Below are 19,135 nucleotides of genomic sequence, written 5' to 3' on the forward strand. Positions count from 1 at the left end.
CCTTTTTTCTTTTACCGGACAACAGTATAAAAAATTAAATAAATTATTTTATTGATATTTTATTTCTCCAGTTAACATAATCGTTAAATCGTTTTAACATTCCCTTAAAACTCCTCAGATACCTTTGCGACCAAAATCAAAAGCGTATGAAAATTAAGAGAACTACCAGACTAACAAAATTTCTCCTGTCTGCGGCTCTGCTAATTGCCTGTGTCGGCACCTATGCGCAGTCACAAACAATTAGCGGTACAGTCAATGATCGGGATAATTTATCCATTCCCGGTGTAAACGTAACCGTAAAAGGAACCAAACTTCAAACAAGAACAGATGGAAATGGAAAATACACTATTCAAGGGCTTAACAGTAAATCAGTCCTTGTTTTTTCCTTTATCGGATTCGCAACCCAGGAAATTGCTTTAGATAACAAAACAACGATTAATGTAAAACTTGAAGCAGATTCGAAAACCTTAAACGAAATCGTTGTAGTCGGTTATGGAGTGCAAAAGAAGGCTAATCTTACTGGTGCAGTCGACCAGGTAACGAGTGAAACCTTGCAAAACAGGCCGATTCCAAACCTTTCACAAGGCCTGCAGGGAGTTATGCCCAATCTAAATATCAGGATGCTTGATGGAAAACCAACCCAGTCTCCCAGTTATAACATCAGAGGTACCACATCAATTGGACAAGGTGGAAGTGCCTTAGTTCTTATAGATGGATTTGAGGGCGACCCAAGTCTACTTAACCCTAACGATATTGAGACCGTTTCCATGCTTAAAGATGCCGCATCTGCTGCAATATATGGAGCAAGAGGAGTATTCGGAGTAATCCTGATCACCACAAAAAAAGCAGCAAAAGGCAGAACAAACGTTACTTTCTCCTCTAATTACGCTATAAAAAGCCCGCTTCAAACCCCTGACTTCGTCACTGACGGTTATACATGGGCGAAAATGTTTTCCGAAGCATTCGTAAACGGAGATGGCGCTTTTCCTCAAAACGCAAATAAAACTCAAAAGTTCTCTCAGGCATACTTGGATGAATTTAAAAGAAGGGCAGAATCAGGCCAACCTTACAATGAAGTAGAGGTCAACCCCACAACAGGTGAATACACCTATTATGGCAATACCGATTGGTATGGTCAATTGTATAAAAAGAATACAGCTGCCAGCGAAAATAACATATCAATAAGCGGAAGTGGTGATAAAACATCTTTCCTTGTATCAGGTCGCTTTTTACAACAGGATGGACTCTTCCGCTACAATACGGACGACTATGACATGAAAAACATTCGTGCCAAAGGCTCTGTGGAGGTATTCCCTTGGTTGAGCATTGAAAATAATGCTGATTTCTCTGTGATGAACTACCATAACCCCATCAACGTAGGAGAGGGTGGTGGAATTTGGAGAAACATAGCAGATGAAGGGCACCCTACAGTTCCCATGTTTAACCCGGATGGCTCTCTGACTTTTACAGCAGCCTATACCGTTGGAGATCTTTATTATGGAAAGAACGGTATTGATACCAAAAAGCAGGTTTTTAGAAACATAACAGGATTCAGATCAAACTTCTTTAACAACAAATTTAGGGTAAATGGTGATTTCACTTTCCGTAACACTGATAATAATATAGACCAGAAACGAGTACAGGTTCCATACAGTACCACACAGGGGAAGATTGCTTATGTAGGAACAACGACCAATGATCTTTTATTCGACAGAAGGGAAACACAGTATCTGGCTACGAACATATACGGTGAGTTTGAAAACACCTTTAATAATGACCACTATGTAAAATTCATGGCTGGTTATAACTATGAACAATCTACTTATCAAAGACTTGCTACCCAAAGGAATGGAATCATCTTTGAAGACGCTACAGACCTCAATCTAGTTCTTGGACAAGCCATCACCACTGGTGGAGGGTATGAAAAATGGGCTATACTAGGAGGATTCTCCCGCTTAAACTACGTTTTCAAGGATAGGTACCTGGTAGAAGTAAATGCAAGATACGATGGTTCATCTAAATTCCCATCTGATCAGCGCTATGGTTTCTTCCCTTCTGTTTCTGCAGGATGGAGAATCAACCAGGAGCCATTTTGGAAAATCTCTCCCAAACTCATTTCCGATCTAAAATTAAGAGCATCTTATGGATCGCTGGGTAACGGAAATATTAACTCATATGCATATCAGGAAATTTTTAATATTTCACAATCCGGGTTAGTGCTGAATGGCGTCAGACCACAAACAACCAGCCAGCCTGCGGTTCTTCCTGATGGAATAACTTGGGAAACATCCACGACGACCAACTTAGGATTAGATCTTTCCATGTTCTCCAACCGGTTAACATTTGCTGGTGATGCTTATTTGCGAAAAACAACAGACATGTTTACTGTAGGCTTAACCCCTCCCGCAATTTTCGGGAATACAGCACCTAAAGGAAACTATGCTGATTTGGAAACCAAAGGCTGGGAATTATCCTTAAACTGGAATGACAAAATTGGTAATGAGAAACCTTTTAAGTACAATTTCCGCCTTACCCTAGCAGATAATAAATCAAAAATTACCAAGTTCAACAATCCAACCAAATTACTGACCAATGTGAATGGCAATGGTGATGGTTCTGGTTATTACGAAGGAATGGTAATAGGTGAGATTTGGGGATACGAAACAGAAGGATTTTTTGTCGATCAGGCAGATATAGATGCTCATGCAAAACAAAGCCCACAAATGAGAGCATCTCCAACTAATATCTGGTATCCTGGAGATATTAAATTAAAAGACTTAAATGGTGATGGCTTTATCAATGTAGGCTCCAACACGGTTGCTAATTCAGGTGACAGGAAAATTATAGGAAATAACGCTCCAAGATATATGTATGGCATAAACCTTGGTGCAGACTGGAATAACTTCTTCTTCTCGACCTTCTTTCAAGGAGTTGCCAAGCAAAATTGGTATCCAAGTACAGAAACAGAAATGTTTTGGGGTCAATATAACAGGCCTTACAACAACATCCCTACCTTTCAGGTTGGCAATATGTGGACGCCAGAAAACACGAATGCTTACTTTCCAAGAACGATGTCACGTGCTGCATCCAGCAATACTAACAGAGAACTTGGTGTAGCTCAAACCAAATACCTGCAAAACGTAGCCTATCTGAGGATGAAGAATATTCAAGTGGGATACAATTTGCCCGTTAGGCTAATATCGCAGATCGGTGCCCGTAACGCAAGAGTATTCTTTTCCGGAGAAAACTTGTTTACCTATTCACCGCTTTATAAAATTGTTAAAACCATAGATGTAGAAAACGCGGTACCTGCAGATCAGGACTTAAATGCAAACACTCGCACCGGTGATGGTTATAACTATCCTTTGCTAAAAAGCGTATCATTAGGCTTAAACATTGGGTTTTAAGCAGATCTATAACAAATAAAAAAACAATCATGAAAAAATACTATATATGGATTCTGCTAGGTTGCCTGGGTTTCACCGCATGTGATAACCTCGATCAGGAGCCTGAATCTACAGCTACCAAATCTGCAGTATTCGGCAACGAAAGTGGATTAAAATTGTACACGAATTCATTTTACAACATGGGCTTTCTGCCTCGCAACTCTACCAGTCAGGATGCTGTGTCAGATTATCTGGCCGTTCGATCAGTAGATCCTTTCTTTCAAGATGGATACTCAGCAGTATCAAGTTCAGGATGGAGTTGGACTGATTTAAGAAATATCAATTATTTTATCGTGAATTGTAATGACCCTAAGGTTCCGGTAGAGGTAAGGAACAATTATCTTGGTATCGCCAGATATTATAGGGCCTACTTTTATATGGAAAAAATTAAACGTTTTGGAGATGTTCCATGGATCGGAAAACCACTTGAAATTGACGATCCTGCATTAAATGGACCACGAGATAAACGTGAAGTTGTAATGGATTCCGTATTAGCGGACATCAACTTTGCTTGTGCCAATATCACCGCCACAACTGATGCCACACGAAGTACGATCACTAAATATGTTGCCTATGCATACAAATCGCGATTATGCCTTTTCGAAGGTACATTTAGAAAATACCATACCGAACTTAGTCTTCAGTCTACAGCCAATTCATGGCTTACCAATGCTGCAGATGCCGCAAAATACGTAATGGATAACGGCGGGTATACCATCAATACTGCAGGTGGAGCAGGTGTTTCATATCGCCAGGTATTTATCAGTACTTTACCTGTAGCCACAGAAGTATTACAGGCTACAATTAGTGACTTAGCTTTAAATGTTTTAAATGAAGCCAATTGGTGGTGGACAAGTGGAACATATGGCGCAAAAGCAAGTTTTACCAGAACTTTTATCAATACGTACTTAAAACTTGACGGAACTCCATACACAAATGACCCTGCATATCGTACTATGTTATTCAAGGATGAGGTTAAAAACAGGGATCTACGGTTAAAGCAAACGATCCGCTCAGGCGATTACAAAAGGATTAGTAATGGGACTCAGATACCTGCGCCACCTTTATTTTCTTACACTTTTACCGGTTATCAGCCCATTAAGTGGACTTTGGATGATATTTATTATGATGCAGGGGCACTAAATATAAATGCTATTCCCTTATTCAGGTATGCAGAAGTGCTGTTAAACTATGCTGAGGCAAAAGTCGAACTGGGTACACTTACAGATGTTGAATGGGCACAAACTATCGGTGTACTTCGTGCAAGAGCCGGAATAACAGGGGGTTTAACCACTAAGCCAACTGTAGCTGACCCTTATTTGGTTACTAATTATTTCCCAGGCATTACAGATCCAGTTATTCTGGAAGTAAGACGTGAAAGAGGTATTGAACTAAGTTTGGAAGGATTCCGTTATAGTGACATATTAAGATGGAAAAGAGGTTCACTAATGACCCAGGAATGGAATGGTTTTTATGTTCCTTCATTAGTAACACCAATAGATTTGAATGAAGACGGCATTCTGGATGTAGCATTTTATCAAGGCACTGCACCATCACCGGCTGTAGCGGGAGTAACCTATGTAAACGTCTCTCCGAAAATAGGCAATAACACAAATTCACAGCTATTAAAAAATGGAACATCTGGAGAATTGACCTGGATGAATGAGATCTCCCGCAAATGGTTTGATAATGATAAGCAATACTACTACCCTATTCCACAAGTTGACTTACAAACAAACCCAGCAATTAAACAGAATCCGAATTGGCAATAAATCGTTTAAAACGATTGCTTTTAACAAAATGAAAAAACAAATTGTATGAAATTAAGATCATTAACATTAACAGCAGTACTTTTCATGATCACCATGGCCAGCAATGCACAGTCGATCACTGTAGGAACCTTCAATATTCGCTATGATAATCCAGGCGACTCAGGTAACTTATGGGTTAACCGGGCACCTGTTGTAGCCAACCTGATCCGCTTCCATGACTTTGATGTACTGGGAATTCAGGAAGGATTAATAAACCAGATTGACGACATTAGTGCTGCCCTGCCTGAATATGCACATTATGGCGTTGGTCGTGATGACGGCAAAGATGCAGGTGAACATTCCGCTATTTATTATCGGAAAGATAAGTTTAAACTGCTCAACAAAGGTAACTTCTGGCTATCAGAAACACCTGATGTACCCGGAAAAGGTTGGGATGCTACCTGCTGCAACCGCATCTGCACTTGGGTTTACCTTCAGGACATCCAAAGTAAAAAAATGTTCTACATGTTCAATGTGCATTTTGATCATCAAGGTTTGATCGCCCGTAAAGAAAGCGCGAAACTGATCCTGAAAAAGATTAAAGAAATAGCGAAGAATGAACCCGTCTTGTTTACCGGAGACCTGAACGGCGACCGTAGCAGCGAATGGTATCTAACACTCGCCAACTCTGGTATCTTACAAGACGTACATGCTAAAGTGAAATATCCCTATGAAAACAACTCATCCATGAATGCATTCAAAACACCGCGTGGAATGGCTGTTATTGATCATATATTCATGACCAAACAGTTTACCGCAAAGAAATGGGGCATTCTCACTGATACTTATTTTGGTAAATTCCCATCAGACCATTTTCCAGTGAAAGCAGTAGTAGAGTTATAGAACTTAGTAAAATATGATAAGTAAAAAAACAAGCCGGTGCAAAATGCATTAGGCTTGTTTTTGTTTATACCTATAATTGCTACTTCATTTACTTCTCGATATGTAATTTTATGCTATCTATTTTGGCTAGATCATAAGACTTTAAATTTGAATAATAAAGGCCACGTTGCCATACCTGAGGTATGGAATCTCCAGGTCTTTGTCCCCAAGGCAAATTGGTTTGCCTTTGTTCATTCATCAAACCCCAGAGCATACATCTCACATGTTCGTTATAAAACAGGCAAGTTAGATACAGCAATCGATACTTGTCAAGTTGTTAAGCAAATAACATCTTGACATAAGCTCATTTATAAAAATCATCTTAGTTCAAGGGCTATGAAAACAATGACAGTTGGCGAATTTAAAGCACGTTTCGTAGAGGTACTTGAGAAAATGCAACAAGTGAAGTAATGAACCCAGCGATTAACCGGGTTCATTTGTACTATTTTTTTGGTAAAACCTGAACAGTTGATTCGGGTTTGGTTAACTTTAACTCATAAGATTTAAGATCATATTTCATCATAGATCCTGTTGCCGCGTCAATTATAAAACCTGGCCAGAAAAATAAATTAAGGACACTTACCGCATCAAATGCTGTTTCAGGTCTAAAAGATCTAGTGTCAAATCCATCTTTTTTCAAAACAACTGTCTGACCGGAAAATCCTTTTTTTAAACTGACATCTAAAGGAGTTATTCCTCTTTCAATTCCGTCAACTTCTACGGTTGCTCCTGGGGGATTACTTACTACTCGTATAGATTCTCTGGATCCTTTAAAAATGGTGCAGCAACTTGATGTTGAAAATGCGACACCAGCTATTACTGCGAATTGTAAAATTTTATTCATGAATAAGGTTTTTATTATTCGTGCAAAGTAGCTATAATTCATTTAATCTTAAATTAATACGCTTATTATTTATCAACAATGTGCTTATTTGCATCCAAAGAGTGTTTTTTCTAATAAGATTGCAATAAGCATCAAGAATGAGTCCGATATAGATAAGGTTAAGTCGGACTTACACCGATATTTTATTAGTTCGTTTTTGCTTTGAATTATATGTTTTATTCAGTTATTCTGCCATATTTCGATTTGGAATTTAAATTAAAGGGAATTAGCATGCTATTAAAAAGGAAACAACTGATCATAGGTGGTTTGCTTTGGAAGATTTAAAGATTAAGCACAATGTTTATTATAGAAAATTCGTGCCGTTTCCCGGAAGATTTGAGAAGATTTAGCATTTGTTTTGCTACAAGAATCTGAAATTACGACTTTACTTAAAAATATAGAAAGTATGGCTACAATAGATAAGAAAGGAATGGTACACGGAACCGCAGGTTCAGTAATTTACCGTGAGTATCGGGGAAAGAATATCTTACAGGGCAAAGCTAAGGCATTTAAGCAATCTGAAAAAACGATCAGGAGCGCTACCGAGTTTGGACTTTCGAGTTCAGCCGCTGCAGTTATCCGAGCTGCATTTGAACCGGCTTATTTTTTCAAAGATGGAACGGCAGCTTACAGAAGTACCCAACTGGTGTACCAGTCGATATTGAATAATATAAGCGGCGAGAAAGGAAAAAGGGATTTGCATGATGGGAATCTTTCCCTGCTTAACGGGTTGGATTTCAATGCAAACAGTAAATTGCATGAAGTGCTGCAGATGAGTCATTCGGTCAATAAAAGTGCAGAAGGTTTGGTGAGTGTTACTTTGGGTTCATTAAATACAAAAACAGACATCAAAAGGCCTAAAAACCAAAGCGGAGCCTATATGAAACACCGCATAAGGCTGATGTTGGTTGCTTTTAACTTCAGGGAAGAGTATTATGAAAACTTGGGTTTTCAGGATTTGGATCTGGAAGGATATCAAAGTATAGAAGGACAAGTCATCACTTTTACAGAAACAGTTCCTGAAGATTGTTTGGCATTGGTAAGCATGTCGCTAATGCTCTACTCTCCTATCAATCAAACCAATGAAAGTATTTTGCTGAATAGTAGAGCGTTCAGTCCCTGTGCAATCATCGGCACTTTTCAATCCGAAAAATCATCAGTCTACCCTATAAAAGAGGTTTATATGCAATCATCCAACTATCCTGGGAGAGAAGAAAAGATTAAGGTAATGTTTTATAAAGGCAACACAATGATGTTAAACTTGGATAATAAGGTAAGTAAGCAGGCCCTTTTAACCCGCAAAAAGGCTGAAGCAATGAAGATAATTCCAGATCATATCCCGAGAGGGCGTATTTCATTTAGAAAAACAAGCAAGAATTAGACAACTAATCTTTCTTCTCCATTTCTTTTACTAACGGGTCTTCATGTATTTTACCGCTACCAGGTTCATTGTCCATTAACTTACCAATAATACTTCAGCCAAGGTTATTACTATTTTCATGGAGGGTTAATTAGATTGAAATTCCGAATGGCAATTTTCGCTGAAAGCTGAATTAATTACAAAAATTATGAATAAATGCAGGTATTTAAACAGCAGGGTTGCTTAATGATTAAAACTTATATTCCATTGATGTGAACCCTAAGCTATTTTAATCCTATTTTTGCTCCGCCTGTTTCTTACAAAAACTGGTTTGATTATTAATTGTGCAATCATTTATTGAATGAAAAAGAACTTATTTATCGCCTTCGAGGGCATTGATGGAAGTGGCAAAAGCACTCAGGTAAAACTTTTGACTGATCGCCTAATAAAAGAAGGTATAAAAGTTTATAACACATTCGAACCTACAAAAAGCCCTATTGGTTCCATCATTAGAGACATTTTCACGCATAAAATGGAAGCAGATCACCGTACCATCGCAGGTTTATTTGTTGCGGACCGGTTAGATCATTTACTCAATAAAACGGACGGAATTTTAAAAAAACTGGATGAAGGTTATACGGTCATATCAGACAGGTACTACTTTTCTTCTTATGCGTATCATAGTGTCCACATGGATCTGAATTGGGTGATTGAAGCGAATGCACTCAGTGCTGGTCTTTTAAGGCCAGATCTGAACATTTACATTGATATTGACCCGGAACTGAGTATGGACAGGCTGAACAAAGGCCGAAGTGTAATTGAACTTTATGAAACCATTGATAATCTTCAGCAGGTTAGAAATAAATACCTGGAAGTAATTGCTGTATTAAAGGAAGAAGAAAAGATTTTAGTGATAGATGGAAATGCTTCACAGGAAGCAGTTGCTGCTAAGATTTGGGAAGGTATTTCTGCACAATTATAGCTCCATCAATCTTTTTATTTACTGGTGTTCCAGTTCTTGATCCGTATCAGTCACATATTTACCGTATTTAGGTTTAGCTAATTTATCGAATCCATAGGCTAAAATTTCCAGTCCTGCTCTTAACTCTTCTCCTTCCATAAACTGTCCGTGGCCAGAGATGACGAGTTCAGGATTTAAAGAGGCCAGCTCTTTAACTGTTTCCGCTGCTGCTTGCCAGTCAGTGGTAAAATATCTGGGCGGACCGTTTATTTCCTCTTTCTGTATTAGTACTTTATATAGTGAATCCTGCCTTACGGTAATAAATGCATCAGCAGAAAGAAGGATCTTGTCTCGCTCACGAAAGAATACTACTTGTCCTGGTGAATGACCTGGTGCCGCAATCCATCTCCATTCGGGTAATCCGGGAACACTTCCATTGTGAGGCAAGGGAAGCAAAACCTCTCCAATGTCGACTGGTTCGTATGGATAAATAGAAGATATCTTAGCCAATAAACCTCCTTCAACAGAAGTATCGGAATCTGGATAGCTTTTTTTACCGGTTAGATAAGGAAATTCAAGTAAATGAGCATAAACCTGTACATCCCACGCTTCTAATAAATCAACGATGCCTCCTACATGATCGAAATGTCCATGAGTTAGGAAAATTGCTTTAGGTTTACTGCCTTTTCCAAAGCGCTCTTCTGTTATAAAGATGATTTCCTTGCCACTGAATGGCATTCCTGTATCTACTAAAAACCAGTCTTCACCTTCCGGATCGCCAATCATAACAATGTTAACAATGTGATTGGTATAATAGTAGATATCACTCCTTACTTCCTTACCTGAACCACTTGATACAGAAGTCATAGGAATAAATTTATTATCTTCAATTAGTTTCATGATTCGTATATAATTACCTTCACAACACAAGATAGTTACCTTTGATGACAACCAAATACACCTATGTAAATTATCAGTACTTATACTTCCACTTGAGTAAAAACACTTACTTTTTGGAGTTTATACTTAACTCTTAATAGTACAGCAAAAACTTCTATTTTCTCCACGCTGCTTTCAGAGCGTACTTCTGATAAGAATTGGAAATTTCCTGATTAGCAGCATCCGGTTCCAGGTTTACAGCAAGACTCTTGGGCAGGTTTTTCTGCAAAAACACTGATACTGAAAATTCCCGTTTCACCGGACCTGAAGGCTTTAATTTCAACAGGACTTAAATAATTAGCGAGAATATCATCAGGGATATTAATCGGTTTTTGTTTTTGAATCTGAAAATTAATAAATCCATTTGACTGGATAAGCTCCATATAGCTATCTTTTTGAATAGCTCCGGAAACACAGCCAGCATACATTTCGGCGGCATCTTTAAGTTTGTCAGGTAAATCCCCTACCAATACGACATCTGAAATACTGAAATGACCTCCTGGTTTTAATACCCGATAGATCTCTTTAAATACATTGTTTTTATTGGGTACCAGGTTCAATACGCAATTGCTGACAATAACATTGGCTGCGTTGGCGGTAACAGGCATATTTTCAATATCCCCTTGTCTGAATTCAACATTGTTAAAACCAAGCTTTTCGGCATTGTCCCGGGCTTTATTGATCATAGCTTCCGTAAAATCTATACCAATTACTTTGCCTGTTTCTCCAACCTCTGCTCTTGCAATAAAACAATCGTTTCCAGCTCCTGATCCCAGGTCAATGACGGTATCGCCGGTTTTAAACATGGCGAATTGGGTAGGAAGACCACAACCAAGACCTAAATCTGCATCTGCATTGTAGCCTTCAAGATTAGTGTAATCATCATTCATGATATTGTACACTTCAGTACTGCATCCACCTGATCCACAACATGATGTTTCGTTTGTTGATTTGTCCTGCAAAGCTATTTCACTGTATTTTTGCCTTACTAATTCTTTTATTTGTTCGTCAGTTTTCATGATTTGTATCTTATGTGAGTTAACACTCATTTTAAAAAGGATTAACGGCCTTTATATAATTTAAATATAGGCCATTCTTTATATTGCATATATTACGATTAATTTAAATAAACCACAAACTATTTAGTTTAATATGACACCATGCCATCAAAAAAGAAAGGATAAAATATAATATAAAGAAATGGTTAGGCTGAATTTAAATGACTTGCGCATTGTAAAACTGTTCCAGTTCTTTCAATCTGGTAATCTGACATCTACGGGGATTGATAAATGGCCTGACTTTTTTTACTAAGCCAAGAGCATCTTCAAAGGTTAATCCTGATTTCAACAAGTAAGCGATTGCCATGGTGGGTCCCCTGCCTAGTCCTTGTCTACAATGCACATATACTTTCCCGTTTTTTTTAATCTGCTCATCAATAAACTGTGCTCCTTTTACGAGTACTTCCAAAGAGGGTGCGGTGTTGTCAATTGTGGGAAAATGGCGGTATTCAAATCCTTTGTATTGTGCTTTCCTATAAATTGAATGTATGCGCATATTGACAATAGCGGTGATACCTAATGCTTTTAGTTTTCTCAGTCCCACTTTATTATACTGACTCCCCAGAAACAAGTCCGCCGTAATCTGACTCCTCTTAATGGTAGGAATACCTTTAATTAAGCGGTAAAAATGATCGTATACTTTTTGGAAGAAAATAACTACGAGTGTAATAAGGCTTTTAACTTTTTTAAGCATAAGGCGCAAAGTTAGCACCACTTACTACAATAAAGCTTTTTAGTTAAAATAAAATACGTTTGTATGGCTTATGTGACACAACACACCCTTTATTTGCAGGAGAATGTATGCTACTAAGTCCTGTATATTCCAATTAAATGAATACAGGTACATGGATCTGTTTGATGGGTTCATATCGTTTGAATAAATTTTACATAATAGTTTGTAACCAAAGGAGTTGAATGAGCGTCTTAAATAAAAAAATAAAACTATGAAATCACTCTTCACTATTTTGCTGGCCACTACGTTGATAACAGGCGCCTATACCTGTTATTCGAAACCTCTTTCCGCTTTAGGAATGAGTATGAATGATAAGCAAAACAGACATATATCCGGATTCACGGGAGTAGAAGTAATTGGTTCCTATGATGTGTTTATTAAACAAGGAAATACGGAATCAGTTATTGTAGAGGCAAATGATGATGTGATAGACCGCATAATAACAGAGGTAGAAGGGGGAACTCTTAAGATTTACACCAAAAAATCTAACTTTAATTTTAGCTGGGAAAATAAAAAAACTGCTATTTATGTGACAGCTAAAGACCTTAATCGCATTAGCGTCATTGGTTCAGGAAATGTTTCGTTTGCGGAAGGGATCAGCACCAGTAAATTAAGGTTAAAATTAACCGGCTCAGGAGATGTATCAGGTAAGGTCAATGTAAAAACGCTTGAAAGTGAGCTTACTGGCTCTGGTGACATGAAGCTTTCAGGTCAGGCTCAGACTTCGAGTGTTACGGTTACAGGATCGGGTGATTTTTCAGGTAGAGACTTGGCAACAACCAAAAGTATTGTTCAGGTAAGAGGGTCAGGAAATGTAGGGGTAAATGTATTACAACAACTTGATGCATCAGTTGCCGGCTCAGGGGATATCCGTTATACAGGTACCCCGAAGCAGATTTCTTCATCCAAATCTGGAAGTGGTGATATAGGCAGGTTTTAATACTGGTTAAAAATTTTATTAGGTCAATTATTATGTAATGGACTACTATTTTTGACGGTAGTTCATTACATAATATTACATTAAAAGACTTCAGTGCCTAAAGGCTAAACCATAAGGTTATACATTTAATCATGTTTTATTTTTATGTCCGTTGATACATTAATCACTTATAAGTGCCTTTTTATCCAGCTTTTTGATCAGGTAATATACAGGAATACCGCTCAATGTAATAATTAATCCGGGCCATGTATAATTGGGCTTATAGATAATCAGCAAAGTACAGAATGTCAATCCCATTACAATATACAAAATTGGTAGCACCGGATACCCAATAGCTTTATAAGGACGGTCCGCTAAAGGCCTTTTAACTCGCAATACAAAAATGCCCGCAATAGTAAGCATATAAAATACGACAACCACAAAAGAGATCATGTCGAGCAGATCGCCATACTTACCGCTCAGACACCATAAGCAAGCAACAATACACTGGATCCATAAGCCAAATGCGGGTACTGAATTTTTGTTCAGCTTACCTACTCTACGAATAAACAAACCATCGTGTGCCATTGAATAATAAACCCTGGCTCCTGCCATAATTAATCCATTATTGCAGCCAAAAGTAGATATCATAATCATCAAGGCGATAATAACGGTACCTGCACTGGCAAAAATTTGTTGAGATGCTGCAACCGCTACCCGATCTTTGCTAGCCGTTGCTATCTCATGAAGGGACAATACACCGGTATACATGATGTTGGTACTGACATAAATTACCGTAACAATAAGAGTTCCCAGAGCCAGGCTCAGGCCAATATTTCGTTTAGGGTTCTTGATTTCACCGGCAATGAAGGTGACATTATTCCAGGCATCACTACTAAAAATAGAGCCGACCATAGATGCTGCTATCGCACCAAAAGCAGCCATAGTGGTATATTGAGCGGTAGTACCATCCAAATTTATCTTATGCATATCCCACATATTTGACCAGTTGAGGTTCCATGTATCTGCCTTTATAGCAAATAGCCCAAAGATGATCAGTCCCAATAAACTGAGCAATTTTGTTAATGTGAAAACAGTTTGAATAACTTTACCACTGTTTATGCCCTGGGTATTGATGTAAGTCAGGAAAACGATAATAATTATAGAGAGTAACTGGGCTGGCGAAATAGTTAGAAATCCGAGATCAAGAGCAACCAGGTCTTCACTGAATTGCGGGATCAGATAAGCGGTGAACTTGGCAAAGGCGACACCTACAGCCGCAATTGTAGCCGTTTGGATCACCAGAAAGAAACTCCAGCCGTACATAAAACTGATCAGTGGATTAAAAGCTTCTTTGAGATAAACGTATTGACCACCAGCTTTGGGAAACATTGAGCTGAGTTCGCCATAACTCAGGGCAGCAGTTAGGGTCATAAATCCGGTTAGTAGCCAGACAAATATGAGCCAACCGGAACTTCCTACATTCCGGCTGATATCAGCACTGACTATAAATATACCGGACCCTATCATGCTCCCCGCGACAAGCATAGTAGCATCCATTAATTTTAAGGATGGCTTGAAAGATGTGTTTTGAGTCATTAGTAAGAGGAATAGATGTATTTTTAAGGGAAAGATACTTTTTATTAGTTTAATAAACAGAATTTAGCTTATAATTTGTTTTCTATCGTAAAAAACTTTCTTTTATTCTGAAAACAGAAATATAAATCAGTACAGATACATTTCATACAACATATTTTTAATTGAATTATTTCTTTTGCGAACAGAGTACTATAAGCAGCTGAATAATATTACTTTTCGGAAGACTTTAGCGTACATTTCTTTCAGGAAAAATTCAGTGTGGGGGAAGTGTTGCTTACTAAGGGAGGCAAGGGTACTTTGTACTATGACCTTGAGGCTCAGCATACTTTTCCAACCATTCCGTCCGGCTTATGATCTCTCTTAATTTGAGAAAATTAAGTTGGATAAAGGAGTGTTTACAGCTGATTACTAATCTAATTAATGGGGAAGTTTATCTCTAATAACACCATATAGGTAAGTTCCAAGTAAAGAGCCAAATATGACGATGAGCATAGACCAATATCCGTAACCTATGTTTACAAACATAGGACCTGGACATGCGCCTGTTAATGCCCAACCAAGGCCAAATATAGATCCTCCTATAATATATCTGGGCCAGCTTTTCTTTTTATCCTGAAGAACAATCTGACTACCATCCGTATCTTTAATCTTGAATTTTTTAATCAGAAATACGGCTATAGCTCCAATAATTACAGCGGTGCCGATAATGCCATACATATGGAAAGATTGAAAGCGGAACATCTCCTGGATACGATACCAGGAAATCGCTTCAGACTTAGACATAATTACACCAAATAGAATGCCTGCCAATATAAATTTTAAACCTTTCATTTATTTAGAATATATAGGGTAATAAAAGATGTGTCATAATTAGTCCTCCTGCAAAAAAGCCTATTACTGCTAACAATGAGGGAATTTGCAGGTTAGAAAGTCCACTTATAGCATGCCCGGACGTACATCCACCTGCATAACGTGAGCCAAAGCCTACAAGGAGACCTCCTACCAGTAGTATTAGAAAGCCTTTAGGCGATGTGGCAAAGTCGGCACCAAAGATCGCTGAGGGGTTCATCTGCCCATCAAAGGCAACTCCTAATTTTTCAATATCAAGAATTGTGGCAGCTGACAGATGCATTGGCTCTTCATTTTTCAAAACGGTGGACGAAAGCCAACCTCCCAGTATTGAGCCAATAAGGAATAAAAGATTCCATTTTTGGGTTTTCCAGTCAAAATCAAAGAATTTAACTCTTTTGCCTGCACCTGCTAAAGTACATAATGCTCTTAAATTGGAAGAAAAGCCAAAGGATTTACCGTATACCAACAGTAAAATCATGATGAAAGCAATAGATATACCTGATGTATACCATGGCCAGGGTTGTTTAAGTAGTTCAATCATAATTATATGTTACACAAAGATAACAGCTTTAACCTATTTATTGAGCTTTTAAAATATGACATTTAAGTGATAAGCTAATATAAATTTAACTTGCAATTCATATTAAATTTCAAATTTTAACATAAAATTAATCCATGCCAAAAAGGGAAATAGACCTGCTTGTAATATCTGATGTACATCTTGGAACGTATGGCTGTCATGCCCGGGAACTACTTATCTATCTGAAAAGCATAAAGCCTAAAAAGATTATTCTTAATGGTGACATTATTGACATCTGGCAATTCAGTAAATCCTACTGGCCGGAGTCGCATATGAAGGTGGTAAGAAGATTAATGAAGTTTGTATCTGAAGGCGTGCCTGTGTATTATTTAACGGGAAATCATGATGAAATGCTTCGAAAATTCAGTGATCTTCAAATTGGCAGCTTCAATTTGGTAGATAAGTTGGTACTTGATTTAGATGGTAAACATAAAGCTTGGTTTTTTCACGGGGACGTATTCGATATCACGATGCAGCATTCGAAATGGCTTGCCAAATTAGGCGCAGTAGGCTACGATACGTTAATTATCTTGAATCAAATGGTTAATTGGGGCCTTACTTTAATGCATCAGGAAAAGATGAGCTTTTCTAAGAGGATTAAAGCTAAGTTTAAAGATGCCGTTAAATTTATCAATGACTTTGAACAGACTGCAGCGGAATTAGCGGGAGAAAAAGGCTATGATTATGTTATCTGTGGACATATTCATCAGCCTGAATTAAGGTCGATAACTACCAGCAATGGGGAAGTACTTTACCTTAACTCGGGTGATTGGGTAGAAAACTTAACTGCTTTGGAGTATCATAAAGGAAAGTGGAGTATTTATAAATATTTACCTGCGCTATATATGGAGAGCAGTGTGGATGAGACTGACCTACTTGATTTGGAAGATCTTCAATCTAAATTAGACATTAAAAGCATGTTCGAAAAGTTTAAGATTGAGTACTGATTTACAGACAATGCTACTTAACCAAATACTTCTATAACTCAAAGCATATCTGCCTGTATCTGATCTCACACAAATGTCAATACATCAGACTCAGGCCAGCAACCAATTTTTCAAAGATGTAAATTATCAATCTCCAGCTGGTAAAGTTTACGCAAATCAGCACTCTCTTAAGCCTCTATATTTTTTCTTGCACTACAAGAAAGTTGCCTGTGAATTGCCCATCAGACGGCAAATTTCTCTACGTGTGTACCCTCCTGACTGATGCAATGCAAAAGTAATTTGCCCCTCGTTTTTTTCATAATAGCCGTTAAAACATAAACTTCATCAGTGTACTAAAACAAATGAAAGATTAACGCATTCCTAAGCAAATTAATAATGTATATGAGATTAAACAAATGACCGACTACAGCTGTTTAATTTCTAAGTTCAGTAAAATAAAGCAATTGTAAACTCCTTTTTTTTCACAACTATAGAATTTATAGATTTATTTTAAATACATAGTAATTATGAGATAACTTATCTATAACTTGTTGAATCAATAAGAAAATTAATATCCTTTTCTTTAAAACAAAATACAATTACAAAACAGACATAAAAGTGCCTTTACCTTATTCGTAGTTTATGGACCAGACAATGATCTAATTATCTATAAAAGTTTTATGGGCAAAACAAATCACGTAATTTTTATATTGCGCTTCCTCTCTTATTAGTTAGACAGTAAATAACCACTATCCATTTTGTAAATTAATAAATAAAATCCAATGAATAAATTCTCTAAAATTGAATTTGCGATACTGACTATGATCATAGCCATCATATTTATTTCTGAGTATTACTACATAATTTTAAAAGACCACGATCGTGCTATATTTATCGGGCTTTGGCCGCCTACAATGGTAGGATTGCTGATCTATTTTAATACTAAAAAGAAAAACTAACATGGAAAATTTAGATCTGGTCATTCTCACCGTAATTGTGACAGTATTATATGTTGGTTTTGCATGGACATTATTTACTGTGCAAAAGAAACGACAGCATTTAAAGGATAATTAGCTCATCGTATTTTCAGTTTTACATTTCAACAGCTTCTATATGAACACGCTTTCAAATTGTGCCCAAATCATCATAGCGCTTTCCATCGGCTATGTTTGGATCGTCCGTTATGATAATATCGTCAAAGAGTTTAAACAGTATGGTATACCAGACTTGTTAAGAAATTTTGTTGGTGCTACTAAAATAGCCCTTTCAACTCTTTTGGTTACCGGTATATGGCATCCGACTTTGGTATTGATACCTGCACTTTTGATGGCTGGATTAATGGCATGCGCACAAGTAGCCCATTTTAAGGTTAAAAATCCCTGGCCCAAGTTTGTCCCCTCATTACTTTTATTAACGCTGTCTTTGTTAGTAGCTATCATTCATTCTGGATTAATGAAATTTTAATGCTTCTAAATATATTAACGTTAATTTCCGCTGTTTCATTTCTTTATTATGGTATAACGTTCTTTTCAAACTCAGGTATGAAAGAAGAGTTTGAACGCTATGGATTGAATAAATTCAGAGAATTCATCGGTTACTTGCAACTGCTTGGCGGATTAGGATTACTGGTCGGATTGTTTTCGCAACCGATATTGATTATTTCATCCGGTGGACTTTCCTTATTGATGATGATCGGTTTCGGAGTGCGTTTAAAAATGAAGGACGCGCTTTTACTGTGTTTGCCATCTTTTATATTTATGATCATAAATTTCTATATCTGTGTTCAGGCTATACAAATTTCATAACGCATTTAGAGACTTAAATTTTAGTCCAATAACATTTCATACGTAGGAATAAGGATCGATATTATACTACTTTTATCAGCCATTGCGGATGTAGACTGAAAATTAAATATGAAAATTGATTTTGACTTGAATATTTGTGTGTGTTTTTTAACGCCGAGTTATGATTAATTCCTCGATCTGTCAGGTACTCGTTGTATAATTTCTTGGTAATCTCAAGATCAAGGGAACGAATATTGATATCATCTACTTTATATTCGCTTCTGATAAATTTAGAGGTGTGTTTATAGAAAGTATCAAAGTCGGTATGTATTCCTTTGGAAACTTCTTTACCAATCATTTTTATTGAGCCACGAACGTTTAATAGAGAAATCTTTGGGAACA

Annotated in this window: 17 protein-coding genes; 10 read left to right on the plus strand and 7 right to left on the minus strand. The window is 37.4% G+C overall.

Annotation, left to right across the window (positions count from 1 at the left end):
* Positions 1–146: 146 nt before the first annotated feature.
* From BFL47_RS17950 to BFL47_RS17960, 3 genes are read left to right on the plus strand one after another with little or no spacing between them, the layout of a single operon-like run.
* Positions 147–3,407 (plus strand): SusC/RagA family TonB-linked outer membrane protein, encoded by a 3,261-nt coding sequence (locus tag BFL47_RS17950; protein WP_069661183.1) that lies wholly within the window; start codon positions 147–149, stop codon positions 3,405–3,407.
* 29 nt (positions 3,408–3,436) lie between these two features.
* Positions 3,437–5,218 carry a RagB/SusD family nutrient uptake outer membrane protein gene (locus BFL47_RS17955; protein WP_069661184.1) on the plus strand — a complete coding sequence of 594 codons (1,782 nt, stop codon included), beginning with the start codon at positions 3,437–3,439 and terminating at the stop codon, positions 5,216–5,218.
* 45 nt (positions 5,219–5,263) lie between these two features.
* Complete coding sequence (locus BFL47_RS17960) at positions 5,264–6,100, plus strand: endonuclease/exonuclease/phosphatase family protein (protein ID WP_069661185.1); 837 nt, start codon at positions 5,264–5,266, stop codon at positions 6,098–6,100.
* A gap of 481 nt (positions 6,101–6,581) precedes the next feature.
* Here the strand turns inward: BFL47_RS17960 and BFL47_RS17965 are convergent, their stop codons facing one another.
* Positions 6,582–6,983: a PEGA domain-containing protein gene (locus tag BFL47_RS17965; protein WP_069661186.1), complete on the minus strand. Its 402-nt coding sequence runs from the start codon at positions 6,981–6,983 to the stop codon at positions 6,582–6,584.
* A 445-nt stretch (positions 6,984–7,428) separates the two neighbouring features.
* On the opposite strand from BFL47_RS17965, the gene BFL47_RS17970 reads away from it, so the two are divergent.
* Positions 7,429–8,403, plus strand: a complete 975-nt coding sequence (locus BFL47_RS17970; RefSeq protein WP_069661187.1) for a hypothetical protein — start codon at positions 7,429–7,431, stop codon at positions 8,401–8,403.
* Between the two features lie 340 nt (positions 8,404–8,743).
* Positions 8,744–9,364 carry a dTMP kinase gene (tmk, locus tag BFL47_RS17975; protein WP_069661188.1) on the plus strand — a complete coding sequence of 207 codons (621 nt, stop codon included), beginning with the start codon at positions 8,744–8,746 and terminating at the stop codon, positions 9,362–9,364.
* Positions 9,365–9,382: 18 nt separating this feature from the next.
* Here tmk and BFL47_RS17980 read toward each other — a convergent pair whose 3' ends face one another.
* From BFL47_RS17980 to BFL47_RS17990, 3 genes are all read right to left on the minus strand, one after another.
* Positions 9,383–10,243 carry an MBL fold metallo-hydrolase gene (locus tag BFL47_RS17980; RefSeq protein WP_069661189.1) on the minus strand — a complete coding sequence of 287 codons (861 nt, stop codon included), beginning with the start codon at positions 10,241–10,243 and terminating at the stop codon, positions 9,383–9,385.
* 212 nt (positions 10,244–10,455) lie between these two features.
* Positions 10,456–11,301, minus strand: coding sequence for an arsenite methyltransferase (locus tag BFL47_RS17985; protein WP_069661190.1), 846 nt, complete (start codon positions 11,299–11,301; stop codon positions 10,456–10,458).
* Positions 11,302–11,497: 196 nt separating this feature from the next.
* Positions 11,498–12,034: a protein-tyrosine phosphatase family protein gene (locus BFL47_RS17990; RefSeq protein ID WP_069661191.1), complete on the minus strand. Its 537-nt coding sequence runs from the start codon at positions 12,032–12,034 to the stop codon at positions 11,498–11,500.
* Positions 12,035–12,284: 250 nt separating this feature from the next.
* Here BFL47_RS17990 and BFL47_RS17995 point away from each other — a divergent pair, with 250 nt between their 5' ends.
* A complete protein-coding gene (locus BFL47_RS17995; protein WP_069661192.1) occupies positions 12,285–13,013 on the plus strand; it encodes a head GIN domain-containing protein in 729 nt (242 codons plus the stop codon).
* A 159-nt stretch (positions 13,014–13,172) separates the two neighbouring features.
* Here BFL47_RS17995 and BFL47_RS18000 read toward each other — a convergent pair whose 3' ends face one another.
* The 3 genes from BFL47_RS18000 to BFL47_RS18010 all read right to left on the minus strand — a co-directional run bounded on the left by BFL47_RS18000 (position 13,173) and on the right by BFL47_RS18010 (position 15,984).
* Entirely contained in the window at positions 13,173–14,591 is a 1,419-nt protein-coding gene (locus tag BFL47_RS18000) for an APC family permease (protein ID WP_069661193.1), read from the minus strand.
* Positions 14,592–15,008: 417 nt separating this feature from the next.
* Complete coding sequence (locus BFL47_RS18005) at positions 15,009–15,422, minus strand: DUF6691 family protein (protein ID WP_069661194.1); 414 nt, start codon at positions 15,420–15,422, stop codon at positions 15,009–15,011.
* A gap of 4 nt (positions 15,423–15,426) precedes the next feature.
* Complete coding sequence (locus tag BFL47_RS18010; RefSeq protein WP_069661195.1) at positions 15,427–15,984, minus strand: YeeE/YedE family protein; 558 nt, start codon at positions 15,982–15,984, stop codon at positions 15,427–15,429.
* Between the two features lie 134 nt (positions 15,985–16,118).
* On the opposite strand from BFL47_RS18010, the gene BFL47_RS18015 reads away from it, so the two are divergent.
* The 4 genes from BFL47_RS18015 to BFL47_RS18025 all read left to right on the plus strand — a co-directional run bounded on the left by BFL47_RS18015 (position 16,119) and on the right by BFL47_RS18025 (position 18,754).
* Positions 16,119–16,970, plus strand: coding sequence for a UDP-2,3-diacylglucosamine diphosphatase (locus BFL47_RS18015; protein WP_069661196.1), 852 nt, complete (start codon positions 16,119–16,121; stop codon positions 16,968–16,970).
* A 761-nt stretch (positions 16,971–17,731) separates the two neighbouring features.
* Complete coding sequence (locus BFL47_RS19860; RefSeq protein ID WP_170827350.1) at positions 17,732–17,908, plus strand: hypothetical protein; 177 nt, start codon at positions 17,732–17,734, stop codon at positions 17,906–17,908.
* A gap of 154 nt (positions 17,909–18,062) precedes the next feature.
* Positions 18,063–18,413, plus strand: a complete 351-nt coding sequence (locus tag BFL47_RS18020; RefSeq protein WP_069661197.1) for a DoxX family protein — start codon at positions 18,063–18,065, stop codon at positions 18,411–18,413.
* Positions 18,413–18,754 carry a DoxX family protein gene (locus tag BFL47_RS18025; RefSeq protein WP_069661198.1) on the plus strand — a complete coding sequence of 114 codons (342 nt, stop codon included), beginning with the start codon at positions 18,413–18,415 and terminating at the stop codon, positions 18,752–18,754. The genes BFL47_RS18020 and BFL47_RS18025 overlap by 1 nt, the downstream gene beginning before the upstream one ends.
* Positions 18,755–19,135: the final 381 nt, after the last annotated feature.

Source organism: Arcticibacter eurypsychrophilus, assembly GCF_001730525.1.
Classification (GTDB): Bacteria; Bacteroidota; Bacteroidia; order Sphingobacteriales; family Sphingobacteriaceae; genus Arcticibacter; species Arcticibacter eurypsychrophilus.

What these genes read in the sequence shown, in the direction of transcription:
- BFL47_RS17970 (WP_069661187.1), top strand. Translation starts at nt 7,429, where the DNA reads ATGGCTACAATAGATAAGAAAGGAATGGTACACGGAACCGCAGGTTCA.
- tmk (WP_069661188.1), top strand. Translation starts at nt 8,744, where the DNA reads ATGAAAAAGAACTTATTTATCGCCTTCGAGGGCATTGATGGAAGTGGC.
- BFL47_RS17960 (WP_069661185.1), top strand. Translation starts at nt 5,264, where the DNA reads ATGAAATTAAGATCATTAACATTAACAGCAGTACTTTTCATGATCACC.
- BFL47_RS18025 (WP_069661198.1), top strand. Translation starts at nt 18,413, where the DNA reads ATGCTTCTAAATATATTAACGTTAATTTCCGCTGTTTCATTTCTTTAT.
- BFL47_RS17955 (WP_069661184.1), top strand. Translation starts at nt 3,437, where the DNA reads ATGAAAAAATACTATATATGGATTCTGCTAGGTTGCCTGGGTTTCACC.
- BFL47_RS18005 (WP_069661194.1), bottom strand. Translation starts at nt 15,422, where the DNA reads ATGAAAGGTTTAAAATTTATATTGGCAGGCATTCTATTTGGTGTAATT.
- BFL47_RS18020 (WP_069661197.1), top strand. Translation starts at nt 18,063, where the DNA reads ATGAACACGCTTTCAAATTGTGCCCAAATCATCATAGCGCTTTCCATC.
- BFL47_RS18000 (WP_069661193.1), bottom strand. Translation starts at nt 14,591, where the DNA reads ATGACTCAAAACACATCTTTCAAGCCATCCTTAAAATTAATGGATGCT.
- BFL47_RS17965 (WP_069661186.1), bottom strand. Translation starts at nt 6,983, where the DNA reads ATGAATAAAATTTTACAATTCGCAGTAATAGCTGGTGTCGCATTTTCA.
- BFL47_RS17980 (WP_069661189.1), bottom strand. Translation starts at nt 10,243, where the DNA reads ATGAAACTAATTGAAGATAATAAATTTATTCCTATGACTTCTGTATCA.
- BFL47_RS17990 (WP_069661191.1), bottom strand. Translation starts at nt 12,034, where the DNA reads ATGCTTAAAAAAGTTAAAAGCCTTATTACACTCGTAGTTATTTTCTTC.
- BFL47_RS18015 (WP_069661196.1), top strand. Translation starts at nt 16,119, where the DNA reads ATGCCAAAAAGGGAAATAGACCTGCTTGTAATATCTGATGTACATCTT.
- BFL47_RS19860 (WP_170827350.1), top strand. Translation starts at nt 17,732, where the DNA reads ATGAATAAATTCTCTAAAATTGAATTTGCGATACTGACTATGATCATA.
- BFL47_RS17950 (WP_069661183.1), top strand. Translation starts at nt 147, where the DNA reads ATGAAAATTAAGAGAACTACCAGACTAACAAAATTTCTCCTGTCTGCG.
- BFL47_RS17995 (WP_069661192.1), top strand. Translation starts at nt 12,285, where the DNA reads ATGAAATCACTCTTCACTATTTTGCTGGCCACTACGTTGATAACAGGC.
- BFL47_RS17985 (WP_069661190.1), bottom strand. Translation starts at nt 11,301, where the DNA reads ATGAAAACTGACGAACAAATAAAAGAATTAGTAAGGCAAAAATACAGT.
- BFL47_RS18010 (WP_069661195.1), bottom strand. Translation starts at nt 15,984, where the DNA reads ATGATTGAACTACTTAAACAACCCTGGCCATGGTATACATCAGGTATA.